The sequence below is a fragment of the Calditerrivibrio sp. genome (assembly GCF_049968475.1).
Lineage (GTDB): Bacteria > Chrysiogenota > Deferribacteres > Deferribacterales > Calditerrivibrionaceae > Calditerrivibrio > Calditerrivibrio nitroreducens_A.
The window spans coordinates 405,610-431,959 of the sequence record NZ_JBMFQS010000001.1 but is presented as its reverse complement, the minus strand read 5'-3'; the positions used below and the strand labels follow the sequence as shown (position 1 = coordinate 431,959).

The following is a 26,350-nucleotide window of genomic DNA, read 5'->3' as shown; positions in this document are numbered from 1 at the left end:
AAAGAAATTTAATAATCAACCAATTAATATTTAAGAGAATAACTTCAAGCTCTTAAAATCATTAATTTTCTAAAGCTTTTAAAACATCATTCGAAAATAACTTCTTGACCTTTTGATGATATTTATTTAAAAATGCTAAATAGTAAAGCAATACCTGTAAAAATAATATAGTTAAAGGTTGACGAATGAGGATATCTTTAGCAGCAGATCATGGTGGTTTCGAGCTAAAAAACTCAATATTTTCATACTTAAAGTCCAAACATTATGATGTAATAGACCTTGGTACGTTTTCATCCGAATCTGTGGATTATCCGGATTTTGCTTTAAAAGCAGTGGAAAGTATCCTGATGAAAGAAGCTGATAGATCAATAATTATGTGTGGCTCTGGAATAGGTATATCCATAACTGCAAATAGATTTCCGGGGATAAGAGCCGCCCTTTGCTGGGATCCTTACACTGCGAAACTTAGCAGACTTCACAACGATGCCAATATCCTCGCAATGGGAGGAAGGCTCATAGGTGTAGAGCTCGCAAAAGAAATCGTTGATACATGGCTTTCCACCGATTTTGAAGGGGGAAGACACGAAAGAAGAATTGCAAAAATAGACGAATATGCAAAAAATTTTTGGAAAAAATATACGGAAGGTGAAAAATGAACCTTTATAATGCAGTAAAACAAACAGATCCAGAAATTTATGATGCCCTGATGAAAGAGATCGAAAGGCAGGAGACACATATAGAGCTTATTGCCAGTGAAAATTTTGTCAGCCCAGCTGTTTTGGAAGTACAGGGCTCTATCATGACAAACAAATATGCCGAAGGTTATCCAGCAAAAAGGTATTATGGTGGCTGTGAGTTTGTTGACATTGCGGAAGAGCTTGCCATCAAAAGGGCTAAAGAGCTTTTTGGTGCAGAGCATGCAAATGTCCAAGCACATTCCGGCAGTCAAGCCAATATGGCTGTATACTTTGCAGTACTAAAACCTGGTGATACCATAATGGGGATGAATCTTTCCCATGGAGGACACCTCACCCACGGAAGCCCGGTAAACTTTTCCGGGAAACTTTTTAATGTTATCTCATACGGAGTGAATAAAGAAACTGAGACAATAGACTACGATGAGGCAGAAAAGCTTGCCGTAGATCAGAAACCTAAACTCATAATGGTTGGAGCAAGTGCATACCCCAGAATCATCGACTTCAAAAAATTTAGAGAAATTGCTGATAAAATAGGCGCCATATTGGTGGTGGATATGGCACACATAGCCGGATTGGTAGCCGCCGGTGCACATCCTTCCCCTGTTCCCTATGCTGATTTTGTAACAACTACCACACATAAAACTTTAAGGGGTCCAAGGGGTGGGCTTATACTTTGCAAAGAAGAATACGCCAAAACATTAAATTCTCAAATTTTCCCCGGAATCCAGGGGGGGCCCCTCATGCATGTAATAGCAGCCAAAGCTGTTGCCCTCAAGGAGGCAATGTCTGAAGAATTCAAGACTTACCAGCATCAGATAGTAAAAAACGCCAAAAGATTATCCGAAAGGCTCATGAAACATGGCTTTAAGCTGGTATCAGGTGGCACCGATAATCATCTCATGTTGATCAATTTAAGTAATTCTGACATAACAGGTAAAGAAGCTGAAGAGGCACTGGGAAGGGCAAATATCACAGTCAATAAAAATACCGTACCATTCGAAACGAGATCCCCTTTTGTCACAAGTGGTGTGAGGATTGGTACACCAGCCGTAACCACCAGAGGTATGAAAGAATCAGAGATGGATTTTATAGGAGATCTCATAGCCCAGGTTTTATCTGATATCAAAAGTGATTCAAACATTAATGATGTAAAAAGTAAAGTATTGGAACTATGCAAGCAATTCCCATTGTATAGGAGTAAATTATATTGAGACCCAGCTGGGATGAATACTTTTTTAATATCATAGAAGTTGTAAAAGAAAGGTCTACCTGCATCAGAAGACAGGTAGGTGCCGTTATAGTAAAGGACAACCGTATACTTGCCACCGGATATAATGGTGTCCCATCAAAAATCTCCCATTGTTCTGAAAAAGGATGCTTAAGGGCAAAGTTAAATGTCCCATCAGGGCAGAGACATGAGCTTTGTAGAGGGCTACATGCTGAGCAGAATGCCATTATTCAAGCATCAAAATATGGTACACCGATAGACGGATCCATCATATATACAAATGCTAAACCATGCTCCATATGTACAAAAATGATTATCAATGCCGGAATTAAAGAGATAGTCTACATGGAATACTATGATGATCCTCTTGCGGATGAATTATTGAAAGAAACAGATATCATTGTAAGAAAATTCAATAATAGGGGATGAAGATGCAAAAACACTCATTTTACGGAGGTATACACCCTGATTACAACAAGGAGAAAACTGCTGGGAAAAAGATCGAAATCCTCCCATATTCCATAGGGGAATCTTTAACAATTCCCATAACCCAGCACCTCGGTGCACCCTCTAAAGAGATAGTAAAAAAGAAAGATGTTGTAAAAAAAGGGCAGTTGATAGCTTCTTCCGGTGGATTTATCAGTAGTAATCTCCACTCACCCTTTACCGGAGAGGTGGATGGTATCACATTGGCACCAAACCCTATTGCGGGAAATGTCCCTGCAATAAAGCTTATCATAAAAGAGACAAATGACGATTTTTTGAAAATAGAAAAATTTGATAAATTTCAGGATACCATATCAGCAGCAGGAATAGTGGGTTTGGGTGGTGCAACATTCCCAAGCCATGTCAAGCTTTCCCCTCCCAAAAAAGTCGATACTTTAATAGTAAATGGTGCCGAATGCGAGCCTTTTTTAACGTGCGATCATAGACTAATGATTGAAAATACAGAAGAAATATTGTTGGGTGCACTGCTCGTAAAGGAAAAGCTTTCCATAGAACGTCTCATAGTAGGGATAGAAGATAATAAATTAGATGCTTACAGAGAGTTTGAAAAATACCAGACTAAATACAATTTTGAATTACATCTCTTACATTCAAAATATCCTCAGGGCGGCGAAAAACAACTTATATTTGTCACCACTGGCAGAATAGTACCGGAGGGGAAATTACCGCTGGATGTTGGGGTAATAGTTCATAATGTGGGCACTTTCAAAGCGATATTTGAAGCTTGGACATTTGGTAAGCCTCTCTTTGAGAGGGTTGTGACCGTCACAGGCGCAGTGAAAGAGCCTAAAAATATCCTTGTCAAAATTGGTACACCTATATCGAAACTGATCGATTTCTGTGGAGGTTTTGTCGGAAAACCTAAGAAGATAATCATAGGTGGTCCCATGACGGGATTCGCTGCATCTTCACTGGATACCCCCACCACCAAAGGTACCAATGGAGTGATCGTGTTAAGAGAAGAAGATTTGCCGGATATGAGAAAAACAAGCTGTATCCGATGTGGAAGATGTGTGGAAGCATGTCCAATGGGGCTCGTCCCTGCCATCATGGAGCAGTTTAGCCTCAACGAAATGTACGAAAAATTGATAGATTGGCATGTTGTAAACTGCATTGAGTGTGGTTGCTGCAGTTATGTATGCCCTTCCAGACGACCATTGGTGGGGTATTTCAAAACAGCAAAACGTCAGGTGATGAATATTTTAAGACAGAGGGCACAAAAATGAGCGACAAACTTTTAGTAACCTTTTCCCCCCACATTAGAGATGAAATGACAACATCAAAGGTTATGCTGCACGTAGTATATGCATTACTTCCGGCAGTTGCTGTATCGATATATTTTTTTGGTGCATATGCAGTAAAGACTTATGCTCTAACCATTTTTTTTACCCTATTTTTTGAATATCTCTTTCAGAAAATAAGAAAAAGAGAGATTACCCTTCACGACAACAGCGCCCTTGTGACAGCAATACTGCTTGCAATGAATCTCCCCCCTAATTCACCCTGGTGGCTGATAGCTGTGGGGTCATTCATTGCAATAATAGTCAGTAAACAGATATACGGTGGCTTAGGGCAAAACCCATTCAATCCAGCCCTTGTTGCAAGAGTGTTTCTCTTAATCTCTTGGCCATCTCAGATGACAGCCTGGATAAAGCCGGTACCTCTTCATAAATCGTTTTTTTTCGATGCGGTAAGCACCGCCACACCGCTGGGACAAGCAAAGGCTGAAATTATATCCCATGGGAAAATAGTGGGAGAATATAATGATCTATTAAATTACTTCGGCGGTTATATGGCTGGTTCTCTTGGCGAGGTGGCAGCATTTGCCCTTATTTTAGGTGGAATATATCTTTTGATAAAAAAAATAATCAGCTATCATATTCCATTGTCATATCTTGTAGGATTTCTCATAGTAGTTGTACCATACTGGGTTATATACCCTGAAAAAACTTTAAACCCCATAGTTCATTTGACCACTGGGGGACTAATGTTGGGAGTATTCTTTATGGCCACAGATATGGTGACAAGTCCTGTAACCAAAAAAGGTCAAGTGATATTTGGATTCGGATGTGGGTTGATCACAGCAATCATAAGAATATTTGGAAGCTATCCTGAAGGGGTCTCCTTTGCAATTCTCATAATGAATGCTTTTGTTCCATTAATAGATTACTACCTTAGGCCCAAAAGCTTCGGGGAGGCAATAAATGAAAAATAATCTTAATCTTATATACATACCTGCCATTGTTTCAGCTATTGCTGCATTTCTGCTTGCATTCACATTTAGTAGTACAAAAGAAAAGATAGAAGAAGCCTACCGTCAGGAAATGTTGAAAGCTTTAAATATCGTATTACCTAAGCATAATAACAAACCGGATCAGGAAAAAGTAGAGCTGGAAGGTAAAGAGGTGTACATAGCAAAAGAAGATGGCTCCTTAGTGGGCTTTGCCATAAAAAGTAAATCATCCAAAGGTTACAGCGGAGATATTGATATACTTGTGGGGATTGATAAATCTGGCAAAGTATCCGGGGTAGAGATATTGAAACATGCCGAAACACCTGGACTGGGATCTAAAATCGAAACCGACAGTTTTAAAAATAGCTTCAAAGGCTTAGGTAAATCTGATAAAATAATGGTTAAGAAAGATGGTGGGATAATAGATCAATTCAGTGGTGCAACGATCAGCCCACGGGCTGTTTGCGAAGCAGTCACCGAAGCAGTCAGATTTATAAATGACAAAGTTATCACAAATAGCAAGATATCAGGAGGCGGAAAATGAGATTTTCCCCATTTATCGATGGACTTTGGAAAAATAATGGAGTTTTTAAACAAGTATTAGGAACGTGCCCAACACTTGCAGTTACCACCTCAGTAAAAAATGGTTTGGGTATGGGGCTTGCCACGACTTTTGTACTTATATGCTCTAATGCGGTAATATCGATGATAAAAAACATAGTCCCTTCAAAAGTAAGAATCCCTGTTTTCATAGTAGTCATAGCCAGTTTTGTAACTATTGTGGACCTTATTATGAATGCATATCTACATGATCTGCACAAGGTATTGGGTCTATTTATACCTTTAATCGTAGTAAACTGTATTATTTTGGGAAGAGCTGAAAGCTTTGCATCAAAAAACTCTGTATTCTCTTCAATACTTGACGGGTTTGGAATAGGACTCGGATTTACCCTTGCCCTAACCATTCTGGGATCACTGAGGGAAATATTGGGTAATGGATCTATAATTGGGATAAATATCTTTGGCGGATCTTATAGTCCGGCAATAGTTATGATTCTTCCTCCGGGAGCTTTTATCGGGCTCGGCTTTATAATGTTTATGATAGCATACTTTGAAAAAAGAAAAAAGAATTGAGGTAACATATGGAATACATCCTGCTATTCATCTCTGCAAGTATCGTAAATAACTTTGTTTTATCAAGATTTTTAGGCATATGCCCCTTCATAGGTGTTTCCAAAAAATTAGATACCTCAATAGGTATGTCTCTGGCGGTTATATTTGTGATGGGGGTTGCAGGTATAGTCACATGGATTATCCAGTATGGAATTTTAAACCCTTTGAATTTGGGATACCTTCAGACTATTATATTTATTCTGGTAATTGCCGCACTGGTACAGTTTGTTGAGATGGTGATAGAAAAAACATCCCCTGCATTGTACAGCAGTCTTGGGATATTCTTACCGCTTATTACGACTAATTGTGCAGTATTAGGTTCAGCCATATTGAATATCCAGAACAATTTTAGTTTTGTAAAAATGCTCATATTCACCATAGGATCAGCTTTCGGCTTTGCCCTTTCCTTAACAATTTTTGCTGGCATTAGAGAAAGGATTGAATTATCAGACATCCCGTTTTACTTCAGGGGTTTGCCAATCACACTTATTACCGCCGGTATACTTTCCCTTGCCTTCATGGGATTTAGCGGTCTGGTAAAATAGGGGGAAAGGGTCATGATAGATGCAATAATTGTTTTAGGTTTAGCTGGCACGGTAGCTGGAACTGGACTTTTGATAGCCTCGAAAAAATTTTCAGTGGAAAAGGATGAAAGGATAGAAAAAATTATAGAGGTATTACCATCAGCCAATTGCGGAGGTTGTGGTTATCCTGGATGTGCTGCATTTGCAGATGCTTTAATAAAAGGTTCAGCCCAGGTTAATGGTTGTCCTGTGGGGGGGAACGATGTTGCCCAAAAAGTGGCTGAGATATTGGGGGTGGAGTTTTCAGCATCGATTAAAAAAGTTGCAAGGGTAAGATGCAACGGTGGACATTCAAACTGCCAGGAGAAATATCAATATGATGGCCCCGGAGACTGTCACAGCATCGTAATGCTTGCGGGCGGTACAAAACAATGTATCTACGGATGTGTTGGTGGAGGTAGCTGTGTCACCACATGCAAATTTGATGCTATTTACATTGGAAATGAAGGGATACCGATTGTGGATACTGAAAAATGCACGGCATGTGGTGCCTGTGTAAAAGCCTGTCCGAGAAAACTTATAGAGATAGTTCCTTTTGATAAAAGATTTACCGTCACCTGCAGATCCTTAGATAAAGGGGCTGATGCAAAAAATTTCTGCAAAGTCGCCTGCATAGCATGTAAACTCTGCCAGAAGAATTGCCCTGTGGATGCCATCACCGTTGAAAACAACTTAGCCTATATAGATCCCGATAAGTGTATCAACTGTGGTAAATGCAAAGAGGTTTGCCCCACAAAAGCTATAAATGAGTTTTGATATATTTACAAAATTTAGTTTTTGTATATTATTAAAGATATGAAAAAATATGCCATATTTATATTAATAGTAGCCATAGGGCTGATAATAGGTTATATATTTTATCCTAAAACGGTCAAGAGATCCGTTATAGATAATAAAACATTGAATAACGTTGATGAATCTGTGAAAATCATTGCACCAGTGATCACTAAAGAATCTTCAGCTTTGAATGCCCTAAATAAACTCCACGATTCATCCGAAAAAGGGTTCAGTGAAATACCAAAAGAATTGAAATTTACTAAAGTGGAGTATGATAAAAAAGATTCCATAGCCACTGTTTATGCTCGATTTGACGGTTCAAAAGAAAGTTTATCCTCTTTTCAGGAATCAAAAATGCTACTTCAGATATTCAATACTGTAAAACTCAATATACCGGAGGCAAAAAGATTTAGAATCATTTTCAGTGGGGACTCACCATTTACAGAGATGAGGACTGATCTATTATTTACTGTAGAAGGGGAAAATCTAATAGTATTGGGGGAATAGATGAGAAATGATGGTAGATTAAATGACCAGCTAAGGGATATCCGGGTGGTAAAAGATTATATCAGATACCCACAGGGTTCAGTTTTAATAGAATATGGCGAAACAAAAGTAATTTGCAATGCCACAATATCAGAAGGTGTCCCACCTTTTTTAAAAGGGTCGGGCACAGGTTGGCTAACATCAGAATATTCGATGCTCCCCTGCTCCACCCATACGAGAAATCAGCGGGAATCCCAGAAAGGTAAATTAACCGGCAGAACTCAGGAGATTTCAAGGTTAATCGGAAGATCCCTCAGAAGCGCTATAGATCTTAGCCTTATAGGTGAAAGAACGATAACCATTGATTGCGATGTTATACAGGCAGATGGTGGTACCAGAACAGCATCCATAACAGGCGGTTTTTTAGCTCTATATATTGCCGCTCAGAAACTATCAGAAGAGCTTCAGATAGATTGCCCTATTAAGTCTCTTGTGGCAGCCGTAAGTCTTGGGATCGTAAATGGTGAGCTCATGTTGGATCTTAATTATGAAGAGGACTCTAATGCCGAAGTGGATATCAATCTTATAGCCAATGAGAAATCGGAAATAATTGAGATACAGGGGACATCGGAAAAAGGAACATTTGACAAAGATATGTTAAATAGAATGATAGATCTCGGGCTTAATGGCATAAACCAGCTAATCGATATTCAAAAGAGGGTTCTAAATCTAAAATGAAGATCCTCTTATCCACCAAAAACAGGCACAAATTGAGGGAAATAAGTGAAATTTTCTTCAATTCAAACTATGAAATAGAATCAGCCTACGATTATGTAAAAGATATGGATATAGAAGAATCAGGCAATAGTTTTGAAGAAAACGCCATTTTAAAGGCGGTGGAGATATCAAAATTGATAGACCATTACGTAATTGCAGACGATTCCGGAATAATGGTGGATGCCTTAGGTGGTGCACCAGGAGTATATTCTGCACGATTTGCAGGGGAAAATGCAACTGATGACGAAAACAATAAGCTTCTATTGGAAAAATTAGGCAATCTACCTATGGATAAAAGAACCGCAAAATATGTCTGTGTAATAGCCCTTGCTAAAGGTGGTAAATTGATCACCACCACACAGGGGGAATGCCACGGTTTTATAGGATATGAATACAAAGGTACAAATGGTTTCGGCTATGATCCTATTTTTGTCTTACCAGATGGCAGGCATATGGCGGAGCTTTCTCCCGAAGAGAAAAATCGGATCAGCCATCGATTTAAGGCGCTTATCTCTTTAAAAAGATATCTTGAGCAAAATCGTCTGAAATGAAAAGAGCATTATACATTTTATTAGCTTTAATATTAATTTCAGTATTTATATTATACTTTGTTAGAAAAAATTTTATTCAATCAGGTGAAATTTATTATTCAACATTTATAACACATAAAAACCCGGAAGACAAAGAATTGACATTCGTCGATAAAAATGGTGACCCTTTTTTCTCCAAAACAATAGTCTTTGGTGGTGAATTATCACTGGATGAGTTGGATAATATATCCCAACAATTTTTAGATCGCAGATGCAACCCCAAAGAGAAGTTAAACCGATTATTTACTACAATATTTATTATTGATTATAATATGTTAAAAGAATTTCACACCGGGTGCATGGATAATTTGCCAGATAATATTTTTAAAAGATATGGCGTATATAAATATATAATAGATTATGGAAATAAAAAGTTTGTAGACAAAGCTATTCTGGATAAAATAAACTATTCTTCGAAAATATATGGACTACAGGGGTTGTCAAATTATCTTTTCGGTAGACCCTACGGTGATCTAACCATAAATGAAAAAATTTATCTCTTTTATAAAATTGAAGAAAAAGATAATCCCCAGCTGACTTTTGAGGATTACAAAACCGATATATTTAAGATAAATGACAATTCTCAGCTGAGACTTGTAAAAAACAAGATAAACCTGAACCAATATCCCCACATAACTGATGCCATAATTAAGGAGCTTGAAGAGTATGGGCTTGATAGAATTGCTCACAAAGCAATTATCCACACATCGTTTGATCCAGATGCTTATGAAAAGGTCAAAAAAGTACTGAATGATTATTTTGAAAATAAAGACCCCAAACTACAATCAGCAGGTGTTGTAATTGACTCATCAAAAGGGGAAATAATAACCCTCTATGGTGGGAAACAGGAAAATAGCAGGATAAATCGTGCCCTTAATTTAAAACGGCAGGTTGGTTCTATCTTCAAACCGGTGGTATACCTGGCAGCATTTGAAAATGGCATAAAACCATCAGATATTATTGAAGACAAACCCACCACTTTTGGAAAAGGGAAAAATGCATATTCACCTAAAAATTTTGATGATTTTTATATGGGTAAAACAAAAGTTGAAAATGCACTTATATATTCACTAAACAATGGCACTTTGCAGGTGGCATTAAAAACCGGACTGAATAATGTAGCAAATATGGCACAAAAACTTGGGCTCGAAGCAAAACCCCTTCTGGGATTCTGCCTTGGGTCAGGGGAATACACTGTTTTACAGATTGCAAAATATTTTAGTGTGATTGCAAACAATGGAATTAAAAAGAGGATAGGTTTTGTAAAATCGATTGAAAATACTGATAACGCAAGTATAACACCATTAGATGGTAATGAAGAAAGGATAGTATCTGAAGAAACGGTAAAAACTATTCAAGAGATATTAAAAAAGGTAGTAAAAATAGGGACCGCAAGAGGCACTGGCCTTTTGAAAGGTACATACGGGAAAACAGGCACCACAAATGACTCAAGAGATGTCTGGTTTGCCTCAGTATACGATAAATATGTAATCGTGGTCTGGATAGGAAGAGACGATTATAAAACAATGGGAGAAAAAGATACCGGCGGAAGCCTTGCCGCCCCCCTCGTGGCTCGAATTCAAAGATCTCTGATTACTCCTATGGAATAAATTAGTTTATAATATTTTTTGGTTAATCCCTCTGATAATGTCAGTTCACAATTTAATTTTGTTTTAATCTAAAACGAAGATGAAGCTAAAAATCTCCCATCTGCTTTTATAATCAAATAGATATAACTTTATAGATACTCAATAATTTGAGAGATAAAATAAATAGTCATTATTACTTTTTTAGAATCCATCCCAGGATAATGATTAATAGATTTCAACAGCGAGGACTGACAAGATTATATAGATATTTCCGGTTATTTTGTTCATAATAATCATCCAGTTCTCATTTTACTGGATTATTTAAAATATATTCTGCAATTTTACTATAGGAGTTTTCATTTCTAATTATACGTTCATAAAACGTGATTGCCATTGAAAATTTGGTTCAATATTTCTTATTTTTATTGTGCAGATTCTTTTGGATTGGTTGACCCTAATGTCTCTTGTTTCCATTTTTTCCCAATTGATGTTGTAGAGACTGCCAAATTGGGCGTCTCTACATAAAAACAGAAATTCAATCTATTTTCTTTCCCCAAGCTTTTCCGTGTCTTCTATGGTAAAATTTATAATCTATTTCTTCTCCGGTTCCTCCTCAACGTTTCCACCACCACCAAGAGCCGAATAAAGCCTTACATGGTTTACCCTTTTGGCAAGTTCAAGATTTAAAAGGGATTGCTTTGCCTGAAGAAGATTTCTTGTGGCATCAAGAACGGAGAAAAAGCTTTCCACCCCCTGAGTATACAACTGATTGGAAATGGTATAATTTTTTTCCAGTGAATTTATAAGATTTTTTTGCGATTCTATCTGCAAGTCTATTGTTCCCCTTACCACAAGAAGATCCATCACCTCTTTGAAAGCAGCCTGTATGGTTTTCTCATATTGCGCAATATACAGCTCTTTTTGTATCTTACTCAGTTCATACCCCTGCCACACTCTTGCATCAAAAAGTGGAACGGAGATATTTCCACCAATATTCCATGTATGAGATCCTGAGTCAAACAAACGTGTAAGCTCAGTGCTTGCCATACCTACACCAGCCAGCAGTGAGATCCTTGGAAATATCGCTGCTCTGGCAGCTCCAATATTTGCATTTGCAGCTTTTAGCTGATGCTCAGCAGCCATTATATCCGGACGGTTTAACAGGACAACCGACGATAAATTAGGAGAAAAATCCCTCATTACCTGAATGTTAGTTAACCCATCCGGAAACAATGAATCATCCACTTTCCCCCCAACCAGATAATTGATAGCATTTTTATCTAACTCTATAATCTGTTCAAACTTCGAGAGGCTAACTTTTATGGTATCCAGAGCTATCTGGGATCTATTTAAATCGATTTCAGTAGCAAGCCCCACGTTATACTGACTCTGCACCATTTTATAATTTTCATAGGCTATATCATATAACCTTCTTGTAATACTATAATTTTCTCTGTCCACCGCAAGCGTGATATAACTTCTGGATAATTCCGAAATTAATGCTATCTGTACAGCTCTTTTATTTTCTTTTGTGGCAAAAAACTGCTCAAGAGCACTTTCCTTTAGACTTCTTATCCTTCCAAAAAAATCTATCTCCCATTCTGCTAATCCAAAATTTACATTATATTGATCCTGAGGAGACCCTTTACCTTTCGGTGAAAAGTCATCTGATACTCTACTTCTGATCACACCACCAGATCCGTATAATGATGGATAGAGCTCCGCTCTTTTAATACCATACATCAACCTTGCTGATTCCAGATTAAACGCAGCTATTTTCAAATCTTTGTTGTTTTTAAGCCCCAGCTCGATAATCTTTTTCAGCTTTTCATCACTGAAAAACTCCTGCCATTTTAAATTATATACTTCAGAACTATTATCAAAATTTATATTAGCATAAACCCCATCTGAAGGAAATTTTTGTGGTATGGGGAGATCTGGTTTCGAATATTCAGGGATAAAGCTACATGATGACAAAAAAAACAGAAACAAAAATGGCACCATCATCCTTTTTTTCATTTTTCCCCTCCTATTTCTTTATAAATTTCATACCTGATATCAACTTCTTTACTACGCTTTCCAAGTAATTTATATATCACAACATAAAATAAAGGAATAAGTATCGTAGCAAGAAACGTAGATGTTATTGTACCGCCCACTACAACAGTACCTATGGCATTTTGGGCACCTGCACCTGCACCTTTTGATAATGCAAGAGGCAACACACCAAACCCAAAGGCAAAAGATGTCATTAAAATAGGTCTAAGTCTCAATTTTGCTGCTTCAAGCACAGCATCCAACAGCTTATATCCTGCATCAATCCTTTCCCTTGCAAATTGTACTATCAAAATTGCATTCTTGGTTGTAAGCCCCAATATCGTCACAAGACCTATTTGAAAATATACGTCATTATCAAAACCCCTATATTTTGTGGCTATTATACCACCTATCACTCCTAAGGGCATACTCAACATTATAGCTATCGGTATAGGCCAGCTTTCATAAAGAGCAGCAAGCACCATAAATATAACAAAAATAGCAAAACCATACACCAGTAGCCCCTGGTTTGTGGCCATCTTCTCCTGGTAGGAAAGTCCAGTCCAGGCAAATCCAACCTCTTTTGGAAGTTTTGCCGCAAGCTCCTCCATAATATTTATAGCATCGCCGGAGCTCAAACCGAATGCTGGCTCTCCCACGATATTGATGGATGGAAAGCCGTTGTATCGTTCAAGCTGTTGTGCACCATACACCCATTTTCCAGTAGCAAAAGATGAAAAAGGCACCATCTTCCCCTCAGCATTTCTTACATAAATCCTATTAAGATCCTCCGGCAACATTCTGTAAGGTGCTTCATATTGCAGGTAAACCCTTTTTACCCTTCCATTTTTCACAAAATTGTTTACATACAATCCACCAAAAGCCGCAGATATGTTTGCATTTATGGATGTTATGGGCAACTGAAGAGATCCCGATTTTTCCCAATCAACATCTATTTTATATTGCGCCACCGGATCCATGCCATTTGGCCTTACCCTCACCAATCTTTTATCCTGCATAGCCATAAAAAGTAACTGATTTCTCACTTCTATTAACTTCTGGTAACCTATTCCACCGTAATCCAGCATCTGAAAATCGAAACCAGCCGCATTACCAAGCTCAATAATAGGTGGCGGTAAAAAAGCAAATACCATAGCTTCATTAATTGTAGAGCAGTACCTCATCAATCTTCCAGCCACCGCAAAAGCCGATAGGTCAGCTCGTTTTCTCTCTTTCCAATCTTTCAATTTAATAAAACCGAGTCCCACATTCTGCGCTTGACCCCCAAAGGAGAAACCAGTAATTGCTGCAAAAGATTCTATGGTTCCCTTTTCGTTTTCCTCGATATATTTGGCCACCTTATTTAAAACTCTATCCGTCTGTTCCATCGTAGCCCCTGAGGGTAATATCGCCTGCACAAAGAGTATTCCCTGATCCTCATTCGGAAGATAGCCTGTTTTCATATTTATAAAAAGATAACCGGTAACCCCAACTATAACAACGTATAATATTATAAATCTTATCTTTTTTGCAAGTGTATAACCCACCGTTTTTAGATATAGATTCCTACCTTTACTTAAGATATAGTCAAATAGTCTTAAAAAAGGTCTGAATATAAAAAAGGCATCTTCGTAATGTTCTTCCCCTTTTTTCTTGGGTTTTAAAATAGTGGCACATAAGACCGGAGTAAGTACCAGAGCTACCACCACTGATAGAAGCATTGCAGCTGCCACAGTAACGGAAAACTGCCTATATATAATTCCCGTGGATCCAGGGAAAAAAGCCATTGGCAAAAATACTGCCGAAAGTACAAGTCCTATACCGATTAGAGCCCCGGTAATTTCATCCATAGACTTTGCGGTGGCTTCATAGGGTGACAAACCTTCCTCCTCCATAATCCGGTCAACATTTTCCACCACCACAATCGCATCATCCACAAGTAACCCTATGGCTAAGACCATTGCAAACATCGTAAGCATATTCACGGTAAACCCAAGCAACCATATAATACCAAAGGTCCCAAGTACCACAACAGGTACAGCTATAGTTGGTATAATTGTGGCTCTGAAACTACCAAGGAACACAAACATCACTATAAACACAAGAATAACTGCCTCATAAAGAGTCTTTATAACCTCATCTATGGCAACTTTTGTAAAAGGTGTCGTGTCGTAAGGGTATACAATCTTTACATTTTGAGGAAAGTATCTACTCATTTCTGCCAATTTCTTCTTAATATTTCCTGCCACTGCTAAGGAATTTGCTGATGATTGTTTTCTCACCGCCAGCATGGCCACAGGTTTACCGTTGTATGTGGCATTGATATCGTATCTATCAGTACCAAGTTCAACTTTTCCAATATCTCTTATATATATTGTACTACCATCTTTGTTTATTCTAACCGGAATTTTGTAAAATTCTTCAGGTGTCCGCAGGTAATGACTTATCGTAATAGTCGCATTGAGCTTCTGACCTTTTACCGACGGAGCCGCCCCAAATTGACCTGCGGAAATCTCTACGTTGTAAGATTTAAGAGCCTGTGCAACATCTTCTATCGTTAGATTATATTTTACAAGTCTATCTGGATCAAGCCATACTCTCATCGCATATTCTGTACCAAAAACCTCCACTTCCCCAACACCTGGCACTCTTGCCAGAATGCTTTCCAGATTCGACTTGGCATAATCCCTTAAATCATTTCCATTGTATTTCCCATCCTCAGACACAAGCCCAACTATGAGCAAGTAATTTCTCGTGGACTTGCTCACCTTGACCCCCTGCTGCTGAACAACGTCAGGTAAACTGGCAGTGGCAAGCTGGACTTTGTTCTGTACCTTCGACCATGCAATATCCGGATCTGTCCCCGGAGCAAAAGTTAGCTCTATTCTCACCTGACCGGAAGAGCTACTTTTGGAGCTTATGTACCAGAGTCCATCCAGCCCCGTAAGCTTCTGCTCTATTATTTGTGTGACGGTACTCTCCGCCGTTTCGGCAGAAGCACCAGGATAAAATGCTTCCACAGAAATGAGAGGAGGAGCAATCTCCGGATACTGAGATACAGGTAAAAACTTTATCCCCAAAATACCAAAAGTCATTATCGAAATTGCAATTACCCATGCAAAAACAGGTCTTTTCAAAAAGAATCTGGAAAACATACCTCCCCCTATTTGATATTGGATATTTTAGCTGAACTTTTTTTATCGTTTAAACCATCAACTCCAGCTTCACCGTTATCCTCATTAATAGGTTCAGCATTAACAGGCATACCAGGTCTAACGTATTGAACACCGTAAACGATAACTTTATCACCAACATTTAGACCACTGTTGACAATCCACTTATTCCGAATAGCCCTTTCAATAACCAACATCCTCACTTCAGCTTTCCCATCCTTACCCACTACATAGACAAAAGGCTCCCCTTTGGTATTCCTCTGCACACTTTCCTGTGGCACCACAATAGCGTTCTGTTTTACCCCTTCATTAATGACCGCTCTTACATACATACCTGGCAACAGCGTTTGATTTTTATTAGGAAAAGATGCTCTCAAAATAACAGAACCTGTTGAAGGATCAACAGTTACATCATTAAATTTCAATTCCCCCTCGTAAGGATATAAAGAGCCATCATCAAGTATCAACTTAATCTTATTACTCAAATTTTTATTATATTTGATAGTGCCACTTTCAATCTTTTTCTTAAGTTTTGTAATTTCGTAGGTGGAGCGTGGAATATCCACATAAACAGGATCAAAAAACTGTATCTCCGCCATAGGATTAGGTTGATAAGCAGCCACCGTAGCCCCTTCCGTCACAAATGACTTACCTATTCTACCCGAAATAGGAGCCTTTACATAGCAATGGTCTAAGTTTATCATGGTGCTTTTCACCTGAGATTCGTAAAGCTTTATGTTTGCTTTGAGTTGCTGCAATGCAGAAAGGGTATCATCGTAAGTCTGCTGACTTATCGATTTTGTTTTGATAAGTTCACTATACCTTTCAAACTGCTTTTCCAATGCAGGGAGCTTGGCTTTTGCCATTTCAAGAGTTGCTTTTGCAGATTCAAGGGCTGATTCATATATAGAAGTATCTATAATATAGAGGAGATCACCTTTTTTTACATCTGTGCCCTCCACAAAAACACGTTTTTTTACTACACCACTCACCTGAGGTACTATCGGAGCAGTTTGAAATGCAGATACCCTACCTGGTAATTCAGTGGTAAGGACTATGGGTTTGCTTTTAACTTCTAAATAATTTACCTTGGGTACCATCATCCCACTGCCAGCAGGAGGCTGCTTACCCCCCTTATCTCTATTACATCCACTCACAAAAATTACTAAAAAGAAGACCAAAAATGACATCCCCTTAAAAAAGTGTTTAGCTACCATTATATCCTCCAATTATTTCTTTATTCCATTTAAAAATATATCTACAAAAGCATTTATAACATTGTTTAATTCGATATCATCCACCTTTTTTTTCAAAAAGATTTCATTCGTTAGAAAAAATGAATATATCATCCCTATAAACCCCATTGACGCAACTTTTAAATCAAAATTTTTAAGTTTTAAATCACAGATCTTTGATTCAAATATACTAATCAACATAGAATCTAATTCTTCTCTAAAATTACTATATATATCAATAATCTCTTCGGAATAATGGTTAATTTCAGATAACATGATTCTAACAAACTGCTTTCTTTCCAAAAGTGTGTTGTAAAATTTTACTGCTATAAGTTTCAACGTATCCTGTAAATCGATCCCATCCGACTCTATCTTTATCTTGTAGAGAACTGGTAAAAATGAATACCTTTTCAGCATCTCCTTAAAAATATCAGACTTTGTACTGAAATATCTAAATAAGGTTACCTCTGAAACCCCTGCCGTTTTTGCAATCTCTTTAGTAGTTGTGGCATTGTACCCTTTCTCGGAAAAACAATCATATGCCGCTTTTACAATTTTATCTTTAGTATTTGATATATCCATCTATCCTCCTTTCTCCTTGTATGTAAGTACTTACTAACACACAAGTCAAATCATGTCAATAAAATTCTTAAACATCTCTTCCCTTAAACTATTTTAATATTTTTATTGATAAAGAGAAAAAATCATTCTATAATAAATCAAAATTAAAATGAGGTGTGCAATGCAGGATTACAAAGTAAAAGACATTTCTTTGTGGGAATTTGGAAGAAAGGAGATAGAAATTGCCGAGCAGGAGATGCCTGGGTTGATGGCCATCAGGAAAAAATATGCAAAAGAGAAACCTTTAAAAGGTGCAAGGATTTCAGGTTCACTTCACATGACTATACAGACAGCTGTTTTAATAGAAACATTGGTTGATTTGGGGGCAGAAGTAAGGTGGTCAAGTTGCAACATATTCTCCACCCAGGATCATGCTGCCGCCGCAATAGCAAAAGCAGGTGTTCCGGTTTTTGCCTGGAAAGGTGAAACCCTAGAAGAATACTGGTGGTGTATAGAGCAGGCTCTCACCTTCCCCGGAGGAAAAGGACCAAACCTTATCGTGGATGATGGTGGCGATGCCACTTTGATGGTTCATTTAGGTTATAAGGCAGAACAAAACCCCTCATCAATTGAATACAACACCGACAGTGAAGACGAAAAAGAACTTTTAAAAAGGTTAAATACAATACTAAACTCAAATCCCCAGAAATGGCACAATACTTTAAAAGAGCTTTACGGAGTATCCGAAGAAACCACAACTGGGGTTCACAGGCTATATCAGATGAAAGAGAAAGGGGAGCTCCTCATTCCAGCTATAAATGTCAATGACTCTGTTACCAAATCAAAATTTGACAATATTTATGGCTGTAGAGAATCACTTCTGGATGGTATCAAAAGGGCAATGGATGTGATGATTGCGGGTAAAGTTGCTGTTGTGTGTGGCTATGGTGAGGTGGGTAAAGGTTCCGCCCAGGCCCTGAGGGGACAGGGGGCAAGAGTAATAGTCACCGAGATAGATCCTATTTGTGCGCTTCAGGCTGCAATGGAAGGATACCAGGTAACCACAGTGGAAGATACTTTAGGTATAGCCGATATCTATGTAACTGCCACCGGCAACAAAGATGTCATCACAATAGATCATATGTCAAAAATGAAAGATCAGGCAATTGTATGTAACATAGGTCATTTTGATAATGAAATTCAGGTAGCTCAGCTGGAAGCTTACCCCGGGATAAAAAAGATTAACATCAAACCTCAGGTTGATAAGTATACCTTCCCTGATGGGCATTCCATATATCTTCTTGCGGAGGGTAGACTGGTGAATTTGGGATGCGCCTCCGGACACCCATCCTTCGTAATGTCTGCATCCTTCAGTAATCAGGTGCTGGCACAACTTGACCTCTGGAAAAACAAAGAAAAATATAAACCAGACGTATATATCCTCCCAAAACATCTGGATGAAGAGGTAGCAAGACTACATCTGGAAAAAATTGGAGTCAAACTCACAAGGCTTACAGAAGAGCAGGCAAAATACATCGGAGTAAGTGTTGATGGACCATATAAACCGTCACATTACAGATATTAAAAAAATATTAATAAAATAAATTTTAGGTATTGACAAATTCAAAAAAGTTTAATATATTAAACGCAGAAGGTTACAAAGACCCTCCTCCCCCCTCCTTAAAATATATGGAGATTGCCGAGGCCAAGTGCCTCGGCTTTTTTATTAATATAATGTTACTAATCTTAAAAGTCAGTTTACCTTTTGTTGGATTTGAAGTTTCAGTAGATAGTTGTTCAATTAATAGAACGATAAAAACATTGCAGGATCTCTGCCCCAGCACTCGTAGGATTGATCTCTCCAGATTTTACCTTTTCATTGTAAAAAGATAAAAGCTCCCTAACTTCTTTAGAGCTCTGAAGATCATCTTTGATTGTATCCATAATAAAAGACCACATCCAGGAGATATTCTGCTCCCCCCTTTTTTTGTCAAATTTCCCAGATCCCATCATTAGATCTAAATATTTATTAACTTTGTGCCAAAACTCATCGATCCCTTCACCTGTTATGGCACTAACCAATATTACAGGCGTATGCCATATCTCATTCTTTTCAAGAGTGAGATGTAGAGCATATTCAATCTGCTTTTTTGCAATCTCAGCTTTACTTCGATTCTCCCCTTCCGATTTATTTATCAATATAATATCGGCAATCTCCATTACCCCCCTTTTCATCCCCTGCAGTTCATCACCTGTGTTGGGAACCTGAATAAGGGTAAATAAATCAACCATATTGGATACTGTAATCTCTGATTGCCCCACCCCAACAGTCTCAATAATTATAATATCATACCCGGCTGCCTCACAGAGAAGCATAGCCTCTCTTGTTTTACGAGCAACTCCTCCCAACGAGTCTCCGGAAGGGGAAGGCCGAATAAATGCATTTTCATTTTTGGATAATTCCTCCATCCTTGTCTTATCTCCTAGGATGCTCCCTCCAGAAATTTGGGAGGTTGGGTCAACGGCAAGAACAGCCACTTTGTGACCAATTTTAGTAAGATATAGACCAAAAGCTTCGATAAAAGTACTCTTACCTGCCCCCGGAACACCACTAATCCCAAGCCTTATTGATTTTCCGGTATAAGGCATTATGCAGGATATCAATTCTGATCCCTTCTGCTTATCAGAACTTCTTTTACTTTCTATTAAAGTAATAGCTTTGGCAAGGTGCCTCCTTTTTCCGGAGAGCACCCCGCTTAGCATCTCTTCTAAATTCATCTACCCTTTCTATCTTTGATACATTCAAGAATCTTTCTGGCAGATTCAACAATATTCGTACCAGGACCAAATACGGCACTTGCTCCAGATTTGTAGAGGAATTCATAATCCTGAGGTGGTATTACCCCCCCCACAAATACTACAATATCGTCAGCATCATTTTTCTTAAGCTCTTCCACAAGGGCTGGTACAAGGGTATTATGACCTGCCGCAAGGGTGGATACACCAACAGCATGAACATCATTTTCTATTGCCATCTTGGCAGCTTCCTCAGGTGTCTGGAACATAGGCCCAACATCCACATCAAACCCCATATCGGCCAAAGCTGTAGCCACAACTTTTACCCCTCTATCGTGGCCATCCTGCCCCATCTTAACCATTAAAATCCTGGGACGCCTACCTTCCACCTCTTCAAACTCTTTTACTAGTTTCCTCACCTCTTCTATCAGATCTTTCTTCCCATATGCATTTCCATACGTTCCTGTCTGTAACCTTATCTCAGCCTTGTACCTACCAAAAACGACCTCCATAGCATCGGATATCTCCCCAAGCGTAGCCCTGAGTCTTGCAGCATTCACAGCATACTCAAGCAGGTTTTTATCTTTTGATCTGGCAGCTTCGGAAAGCTTTTCCAACGCTTCTTTTACAGCCTGATTATCCCTTTTTATTTTTATTTCATTTAATTTCTGAATCTGCTTGTTTCTCACAGCAGTGTTGTCTATCATGAGAACATCTATTGGATCCTCTTTTTCCAGCTTATACTTATTAACACCCACAATTACATCCAGACCACTATCTATTCTGGCCTGCTTTTTAGCTGCAGACTCCTCTATCTTCAGTTTTGGCATTCCGGTTTCAATGGCTTTGGTCATTCCACCCAGAGCTTCCACTTCGGCAATTATCTTTTCAGCTTCCTTAATGAGCTCATTGGTAAGATTTTCCACATAGTAGGAGCCACCAAGAGGGTCTATAACGTTACAGATATTCGTCTCTTCCTGAATAATCAGCTGAGTATTTCTTGCTATCCTTGCAGAAAAGTCAGTCGGTAATGCCAGTGCTTCATCAAGGGCATTGGTATGTAATGACTGGGTACCACCTAAAACCGCCGCCAGAGCTTCAATGGTTGTCCTGATTACATTATTGTAAGGATCTTGAGCTGTAAGACTCCAACCAGATGTCTGACAATGCGTCCTGAGTGCCATCGACTTTGGATCTTTTGGATTAAATTGACTTATCAATTTTGCCCACAGATACCTTGCGGCTCTCAATTTAGCAATCTCCATAAAGAAATTCATCCCAATAGCGAAGAAAAATGATAATCTTGGGGCAAACTTGTCTATATCCAACCCACGTGAAAGGGCTGTCCTGACATATTCCAGGCCATCCGCAAGTGTGAATGCAAGCTCAAGAGCACTATTAGCCCCTGCCTCTTGAATATGATAACCGCTTATACTGATAGAATTAAACTTTGGCATATACTTACTGGTATACTCAATGATATCAGCCACTATCCTCATTGAAGGCTCTGGAGGATAGATATATGTATTTCTGACCATAAACTCTTTTAAAATGTCGTTTTGGATGGTACCTGACAGTTTATCCTGGCTTACCCCCTGTTCTTCCGCAGCAACAATGTAAAAAGCCATCACAGGTATAACAGCACCATTCATCGTCATTGAAACAGACACTTTATCAAGAGGAATCCCATCAAAGAGGATTTTCATATCTTCCACAGAGTCAATAGCCACACCAGCTTTCCCCACGTCACCAATTACCCTTGGATGATCTGAGTCGTAACCTCTATGGGTTGCAAGGTCAAACGCCACAGATAACCCCTGCTGACCTGCGGCAAGATTTCTTTTATAAAAGGCATTGGACTCTTCCGCCGTAGAGAAACCAGCATACTGTCTCACCGTCCATGGTTTACCAGCATACATAGTAGCCATAGGCCCCCTTACAAAGGGTGGAAGACCAGGATATGTATCGATATCAAACGCTAAGTTTTTCAGATCTTCCGCAGTATAAAGAGGTTTAACGTCAAAACCTTCGGCAGTATGCCATATTAATTTGTCAAGGCTATCACTTTTAATCTCTTTTTTAGCTTTATCTTCCCAATCACTATAGCTGTATTTTTTAAATTCCGCCATAACTCACCTTCAAAAAATTATAGGAGGGGTTGTCCCCTCCTTAAATCTACTCAACAATAGCCAGTTTATCCCCCATTGCAACTGTACTTTCCTGTGGATTTTCGCTCGCTTTTACAAATATTTCCTGGATTACTCCATCCTTAGGAGATTTTATCTCGTTTTCCATCTTCATAGCCACAAGGATCATAATAGGCTCACCGGCTTTTACTTCATCCCCAACCTCTTTAAGCATCTTCCAGATATATCCAGGCATTGGGGCTTCTATCACCTGACGACCTTCCACAGATGAACTACCGCGCATCTTCATCAAACGCTTGAGTTCATCCAATACTTCCACATTAAAATGATCGCCATTTACGATGATATCGTATTTATCACCTTTATCCGTCATATCCACAGCATAAGAATTACCATCTATTATTACAGAATAAATTGTTTCATTAATCTGCTGAAAATCCACATGATACTCTTTACCATCCACAACAGCAACATAATCACCCGGGGCATTTTCGGTAAGGTTTACCTCTTTTTCACCTTCAAAACCTTCTACGTTTACAAAATATTGTCTTTTGATCGCCATAACATCCTCCCCTTATACAGTTTTGCTGAGGTTAATCATTTTACCAAAACGCTTCCAGTTAGACTCGGTGATATCCGGTCTTGTGACCGCCCTTGAAGCAGATATCTTCTCGGAGATAAGCTGTTTGATACTTGCAACAATTGCCGCCACTGTAGGATCAAGATGCTCCCTTCTTTTCAATTCTTCCATATCAAATTTATTTTCGATGAAACCTGTATCGTAGACGCCACTTAAAAATGTTGGATTTTTAAGTACCGCCATATGGAATGGTATGGAAGTCTTAATACCAGAAATCATATATTCAGAAAGGATCCTTTTCATATGCTCTATTGCACCATTTCTATCTTTACTAAACGAACATACCTTAGCTATCATGGGGTCATAATACAGAGGTATTTCATAACCCTGATATGCTCCACTTTCCACCCTCACATTCGGCCCCTCAGGTGTTTGATATACGGTAAGTAATCCAGGTGATGGGGCGAAATTGTTGGATGGGTCTTCCGCATATATCCTGCATTCAATTGCATGCCCCAAAATAGATATATCCTCCTGTTTATAGCTGAGAGGTTTCCCTTCAGCCACGAAGATCATCTCCCTTACGATATCTACACCTGTGATCATCTCAGTTATTGGGTGCTCCACCTGCAACCTTGTGTTCATTTCGAGGAAATAGAAATTCTGATCAGCACCCACTATAAACTCAAGTGTTCCGGCACTGTAATACCCTATTTTCCTAATCGCCTCCGCCGCCACCTTACACATCTTTGCCCTTGTTTCTTTGGAGATAAATGGGGATGGAGCCTCTTCTATCACCTTTTGATGCCTTCTCTGGATGGAGCATTCCCTATCAAAAAGGTGGATTGCGTTTCCATGCATATCACCTAAAACCTGTATCTCCACGTGGTGGGGTTGAATGATAAACTTTTCCATGTAAACATCGCCATTGCCAAAGGCATTTAGAGCTTCACTGCTTGCCATCCTAAAAGAAGATTCAAAATCTTCCTCTTTGTGGACAAGCCTCATCCCTTTACCACCACCACCATACACAGCTTTTAACATAATTGGGTAGCCTATCTCTCTGGCTATCTTTTTTGCCTCTTCCACATCCCTGATGGGATTTTTTGTACCAGGAACAGTAGGAACACCTGCTTCAGCCATCACAGCCCTTGCACCTGTTTTACTACCCATCATCTCAATATGTTCTGCGGAAGGGCCAATAAAAATAACACCTGCTTCATCACAAGCTCTTCTAAAATCAGCATTTTCTGCGTAGAATCCGTACCCTGGATGTATAGCTGCTCCAGTTTTTTTAGCAATTTCTATGATACGATCTTTCTTAAGATAGCTCGTATCGGAAGGCCCATCAGTTATACAATAAGCTTCATCTGCATACCTTACGTGAGGTGCCTTCCTATCCGCATGTGTATAGATTGCTACAGTTTTTATACCAATTCTTCTACAAGTTCTAAATATCCTTATGGCGATTTCGCCTCTATTTGCAACTAATACCTTTTTGATCTCTGGCATATATTCCTCCAATACCCTTAAAGTGGCAGGTTGTCATGTTTTTTAGGTGGAACAGACTGTCTCTTGTTTGCCAGAAGTTCAAAGGCCTGTATAAGCTTTGGTCTGGTCTCCTCTGGTAGGATAACCTCATCAATGAAACCAAGCTCCGCAGCCCTGTATGGATTTGCAAATGTTTCTCTATAGCTATCCACAAGCTCCTTCTTCTTGGCAACAGGATCTGGTGAAGCCGCCACCTCTTTGCTAAAAAGGATCTGCACGGCACCATCTGGCCCCATAACTGCAATCTCTGCAGTTGGATAAGCATAATTGATATCCCCTCTTACATGTTTGGAACTCATAACATCATAAGCTCCACCGTAAGCTTTTCTGGTGATAAGTGTAACCTTAGGAACTGTAGCTTCACAATAGGCGTAAAGAAGCTTAGCACCATGTTTTATAATACCACCATACTCCTGAGCAACCCCCGGCATAAATCCAGGTACGTCAACGAATGTAAGAAGTGGTATATTAAAAGCATCGCAAAAACGTACAAACCTTGCCCCTTTTATGGAAGAATTTATATCCAGAGCCCCAGCCATAACTGAAGGCTGATTTGCCACTATACCGATAGTTTTACCATTTAATCTGGCAAAACCAACAACTATGTTTTTGGCGTAGTGTTCCTGTACTTCAAAAAAATTACCATCATCCACAACTTTTAAAATAATATCTTTCATATCGTAAGGCTTGTTAGGATCAACTGGAACTATATTTCTTATGGACATATCTGTCCTATTCGGGTCATCCTTTGTTGGAACAAATGGAGGATCCTCCATATTATTCGATGGCAGATAGCTCAAAAGCTCCCTTATTTTAAGAATACAATCGGTATCATTTTCAGCAGCAAAATGAGCAACACCTGTTTTAGTATTGTGAGTCATTGCTCCACCAAGTTCCTCTTTTGTTACATCTTCACTGGTAACGGTTTTTACAACCTCAGGACCGGTTATAAACATATAGCTGGTTTCTTTTACCATAAAAATAAAATCTGTAAGCGCAGGAGAATAAACTGCACCACCAGCACACGGTCCCATAATTGCAGATATCTGTGGGATGACACCGGATGCAAGGGAATTTCTCAAAAAGATATCAGCATAACCCGCAAGGGACATTACCCCTTCCTGAATCCTTGCACCCCCAGAATCGTTTAACCCTATTACTGGAGCCCCCACCTCCATTGCAAGATCCATAATTTTGCATATCTTTTTGGCAAACATCTCCGATAGAGATCCACCAAATACTGTAAAGTCCTGGGCAAATACAAATACTGTTCTACCATTAATTTTTCCATAACCAGTTACTACACCATCCCCCAGAATCTTCTGTTTTTCCATTCCAAAATAACTGCACCTATGAACCACAAACTTATCAAGCTCAACGAACGTGCCTTTATCAAGCAGCTTTTCAATCCTCTCTCTTGCCGTAAGCTTACCCTGAGAATGCATCTTTTTGATTCTTTCAAGCCCACCACCCAGCTCAGCCTGCTGGTTTAATTCTTTTAGTTTTTTAATGAGTTCTTCCATAAACAGTATCCCCCTGAACATATTAGTGTCAATAATAAAACATAATTTTGAACACATGTCAAGAGAGCAGTTTTTTATTAATTTAATATTAAACTTATGGAAAAT

General features: G+C 38.9%; 23 protein-coding genes. 14 read left to right on the top strand and 9 right to left on the bottom strand.

The features are described 5' to 3' along the window. Window positions 1-185: 185 nt before the first annotated feature. The 13 genes from rpiB to ACP5Q2_RS02100 are packed head-to-tail and all read left to right on the top strand — an operon-like array spanning window position 186 to window position 10,663. Window positions 186-656: a ribose 5-phosphate isomerase B gene (rpiB, locus tag ACP5Q2_RS02160; RefSeq protein ID WP_424606057.1), complete on the top strand. Its 471-nt coding sequence runs from the start codon at window positions 186-188 to the stop codon at window positions 654-656. Continuing rightward, a complete protein-coding gene (gene glyA, locus ACP5Q2_RS02155) occupies window positions 653-1,909 on the top strand; it encodes a serine hydroxymethyltransferase (protein ID WP_428096735.1) in 1,257 nt (418 codons plus the stop codon). The genes rpiB and glyA overlap by 4 nt, the downstream gene beginning before the upstream one ends. Then, window positions 1,906-2,355 (top strand): deoxycytidylate deaminase, encoded by a 450-nt coding sequence (locus ACP5Q2_RS02150; protein ID WP_428096732.1) that lies wholly within the window; start codon window positions 1,906-1,908, stop codon window positions 2,353-2,355. Before glyA ends, ACP5Q2_RS02150 begins: the two co-directional genes overlap by 4 nt. Before the next feature lie 2 nt (window positions 2,356-2,357). Then, on the top strand, window positions 2,358-3,659 hold the full coding sequence (gene rsxC / locus ACP5Q2_RS02145) for an electron transport complex subunit RsxC (protein WP_428096729.1): 1,302 nt from the start codon (window positions 2,358-2,360) through the stop codon (window positions 3,657-3,659). Next, on the top strand, window positions 3,656-4,648 hold the full coding sequence (locus ACP5Q2_RS02140) for an RnfABCDGE type electron transport complex subunit D (protein ID WP_428096727.1): 993 nt from the start codon (window positions 3,656-3,658) through the stop codon (window positions 4,646-4,648). Before rsxC ends, ACP5Q2_RS02140 begins: the two co-directional genes overlap by 4 nt. Then, entirely contained in the window at window positions 4,638-5,210 is a 573-nt protein-coding gene (locus ACP5Q2_RS02135) for an RnfABCDGE type electron transport complex subunit G (RefSeq protein WP_424606052.1), read from the top strand. Before ACP5Q2_RS02140 ends, ACP5Q2_RS02135 begins: the two co-directional genes overlap by 11 nt. Continuing rightward, window positions 5,207-5,800, top strand: a complete 594-nt coding sequence (gene rsxE / locus ACP5Q2_RS02130; RefSeq protein ID WP_428096723.1) for an electron transport complex subunit RsxE — start codon at window positions 5,207-5,209, stop codon at window positions 5,798-5,800. Before ACP5Q2_RS02135 ends, rsxE begins: the two co-directional genes overlap by 4 nt. An 8-nt stretch (window positions 5,801-5,808) precedes the next feature. Then, window positions 5,809-6,384, top strand: a complete 576-nt coding sequence (rsxA, locus tag ACP5Q2_RS02125) for an electron transport complex subunit RsxA (protein ID WP_424606050.1) — start codon at window positions 5,809-5,811, stop codon at window positions 6,382-6,384. A gap of 12 nt (window positions 6,385-6,396) precedes the next feature. Beyond that, a complete protein-coding gene (locus tag ACP5Q2_RS02120; RefSeq protein ID WP_424606049.1) occupies window positions 6,397-7,179 on the top strand; it encodes an RnfABCDGE type electron transport complex subunit B in 783 nt (260 codons plus the stop codon). A 39-nt stretch (window positions 7,180-7,218) separates the two neighbouring features. Continuing rightward, entirely contained in the window at window positions 7,219-7,707 is a 489-nt protein-coding gene (locus ACP5Q2_RS02115) for a hypothetical protein (RefSeq protein ID WP_428096719.1), read from the top strand. Then, complete coding sequence (rph, locus tag ACP5Q2_RS02110; RefSeq protein ID WP_424606047.1) at window positions 7,708-8,424, top strand: ribonuclease PH; 717 nt, start codon at window positions 7,708-7,710, stop codon at window positions 8,422-8,424. It begins immediately after the preceding gene. Continuing rightward, window positions 8,421-9,014, top strand: coding sequence for an XTP/dITP diphosphatase (locus ACP5Q2_RS02105; protein WP_428096716.1), 594 nt, complete (start codon window positions 8,421-8,423; stop codon window positions 9,012-9,014). Before rph ends, ACP5Q2_RS02105 begins: the two co-directional genes overlap by 4 nt. Beyond that, on the top strand, window positions 9,011-10,663 hold the full coding sequence (locus tag ACP5Q2_RS02100; protein WP_428096712.1) for a transglycosylase domain-containing protein: 1,653 nt from the start codon (window positions 9,011-9,013) through the stop codon (window positions 10,661-10,663). The genes ACP5Q2_RS02105 and ACP5Q2_RS02100 overlap by 4 nt, the downstream gene beginning before the upstream one ends. 570 nt (window positions 10,664-11,233) lie before the next feature. On the opposite strand, the gene ACP5Q2_RS02095 is transcribed toward ACP5Q2_RS02100, so the two are convergent. The 4 genes from ACP5Q2_RS02095 to ACP5Q2_RS02080 are packed head-to-tail and all read right to left on the bottom strand — an operon-like array spanning window position 11,234 to window position 17,669. Next, the gene (locus ACP5Q2_RS02095) at window positions 11,234-12,661 is read right to left on the bottom strand and encodes an efflux transporter outer membrane subunit (RefSeq protein ID WP_428096709.1); all 1,428 of its coding nucleotides are present in this window, start codon (window positions 12,659-12,661) and stop codon (window positions 11,234-11,236) included. After that, window positions 12,658-15,834: an efflux RND transporter permease subunit gene (locus ACP5Q2_RS02090; protein ID WP_428096706.1), complete on the bottom strand. Its 3,177-nt coding sequence runs from the start codon at window positions 15,832-15,834 to the stop codon at window positions 12,658-12,660. Before ACP5Q2_RS02090 ends, ACP5Q2_RS02095 begins: the two co-directional genes overlap by 4 nt. A gap of 8 nt (window positions 15,835-15,842) precedes the next feature. Then, window positions 15,843-17,069 (bottom strand): efflux RND transporter periplasmic adaptor subunit, encoded by a 1,227-nt coding sequence (locus tag ACP5Q2_RS02085; RefSeq protein WP_428096703.1) that lies wholly within the window; start codon window positions 17,067-17,069, stop codon window positions 15,843-15,845. Between the two features lie 12 nt (window positions 17,070-17,081). After that, on the bottom strand, window positions 17,082-17,669 hold the full coding sequence (locus tag ACP5Q2_RS02080; RefSeq protein ID WP_424606041.1) for a TetR/AcrR family transcriptional regulator: 588 nt from the start codon (window positions 17,667-17,669) through the stop codon (window positions 17,082-17,084). A gap of 160 nt (window positions 17,670-17,829) precedes the next feature. Here ACP5Q2_RS02080 and ahcY point away from each other — a divergent pair, with 160 nt between their 5' ends. After that, window positions 17,830-19,233: an adenosylhomocysteinase gene (ahcY, locus tag ACP5Q2_RS02075; RefSeq protein ID WP_424606040.1), complete on the top strand. Its 1,404-nt coding sequence runs from the start codon at window positions 17,830-17,832 to the stop codon at window positions 19,231-19,233. A 212-nt stretch (window positions 19,234-19,445) separates the two neighbouring features. Here the strand turns inward: ahcY and meaB are convergent, their stop codons facing one another. Genes meaB through ACP5Q2_RS02050 form a run of 5 tightly spaced genes read right to left on the bottom strand, consistent with a single transcriptional unit; the run spans window position 19,446 to window position 26,245 of the window. Continuing rightward, window positions 19,446-20,426, bottom strand: coding sequence for a methylmalonyl Co-A mutase-associated GTPase MeaB (gene meaB, locus ACP5Q2_RS02070; protein ID WP_424606039.1), 981 nt, complete (start codon window positions 20,424-20,426; stop codon window positions 19,446-19,448). Further along, a complete protein-coding gene (scpA, locus tag ACP5Q2_RS02065; RefSeq protein ID WP_428096698.1) occupies window positions 20,423-22,573 on the bottom strand; it encodes a methylmalonyl-CoA mutase in 2,151 nt (716 codons plus the stop codon). The genes meaB and scpA overlap by 4 nt, the downstream gene beginning before the upstream one ends. Before the next feature lie 46 nt (window positions 22,574-22,619). Then, a complete protein-coding gene (locus ACP5Q2_RS02060) occupies window positions 22,620-23,153 on the bottom strand; it encodes a biotin/lipoyl-containing protein (protein ID WP_424606038.1) in 534 nt (177 codons plus the stop codon). Between the two features lie 12 nt (window positions 23,154-23,165). Further along, window positions 23,166-24,683, bottom strand: coding sequence for an acetyl-CoA carboxylase biotin carboxylase subunit (gene accC, locus ACP5Q2_RS02055; protein ID WP_428096694.1), 1,518 nt, complete (start codon window positions 24,681-24,683; stop codon window positions 23,166-23,168). Window positions 24,684-24,700: 17 nt separating this feature from the next. Beyond that, window positions 24,701-26,245: an acyl-CoA carboxylase subunit beta gene (locus ACP5Q2_RS02050; RefSeq protein ID WP_428096691.1), complete on the bottom strand. Its 1,545-nt coding sequence runs from the start codon at window positions 26,243-26,245 to the stop codon at window positions 24,701-24,703. Between the last annotated feature and the right edge of the window lie 105 nt (window positions 26,246-26,350).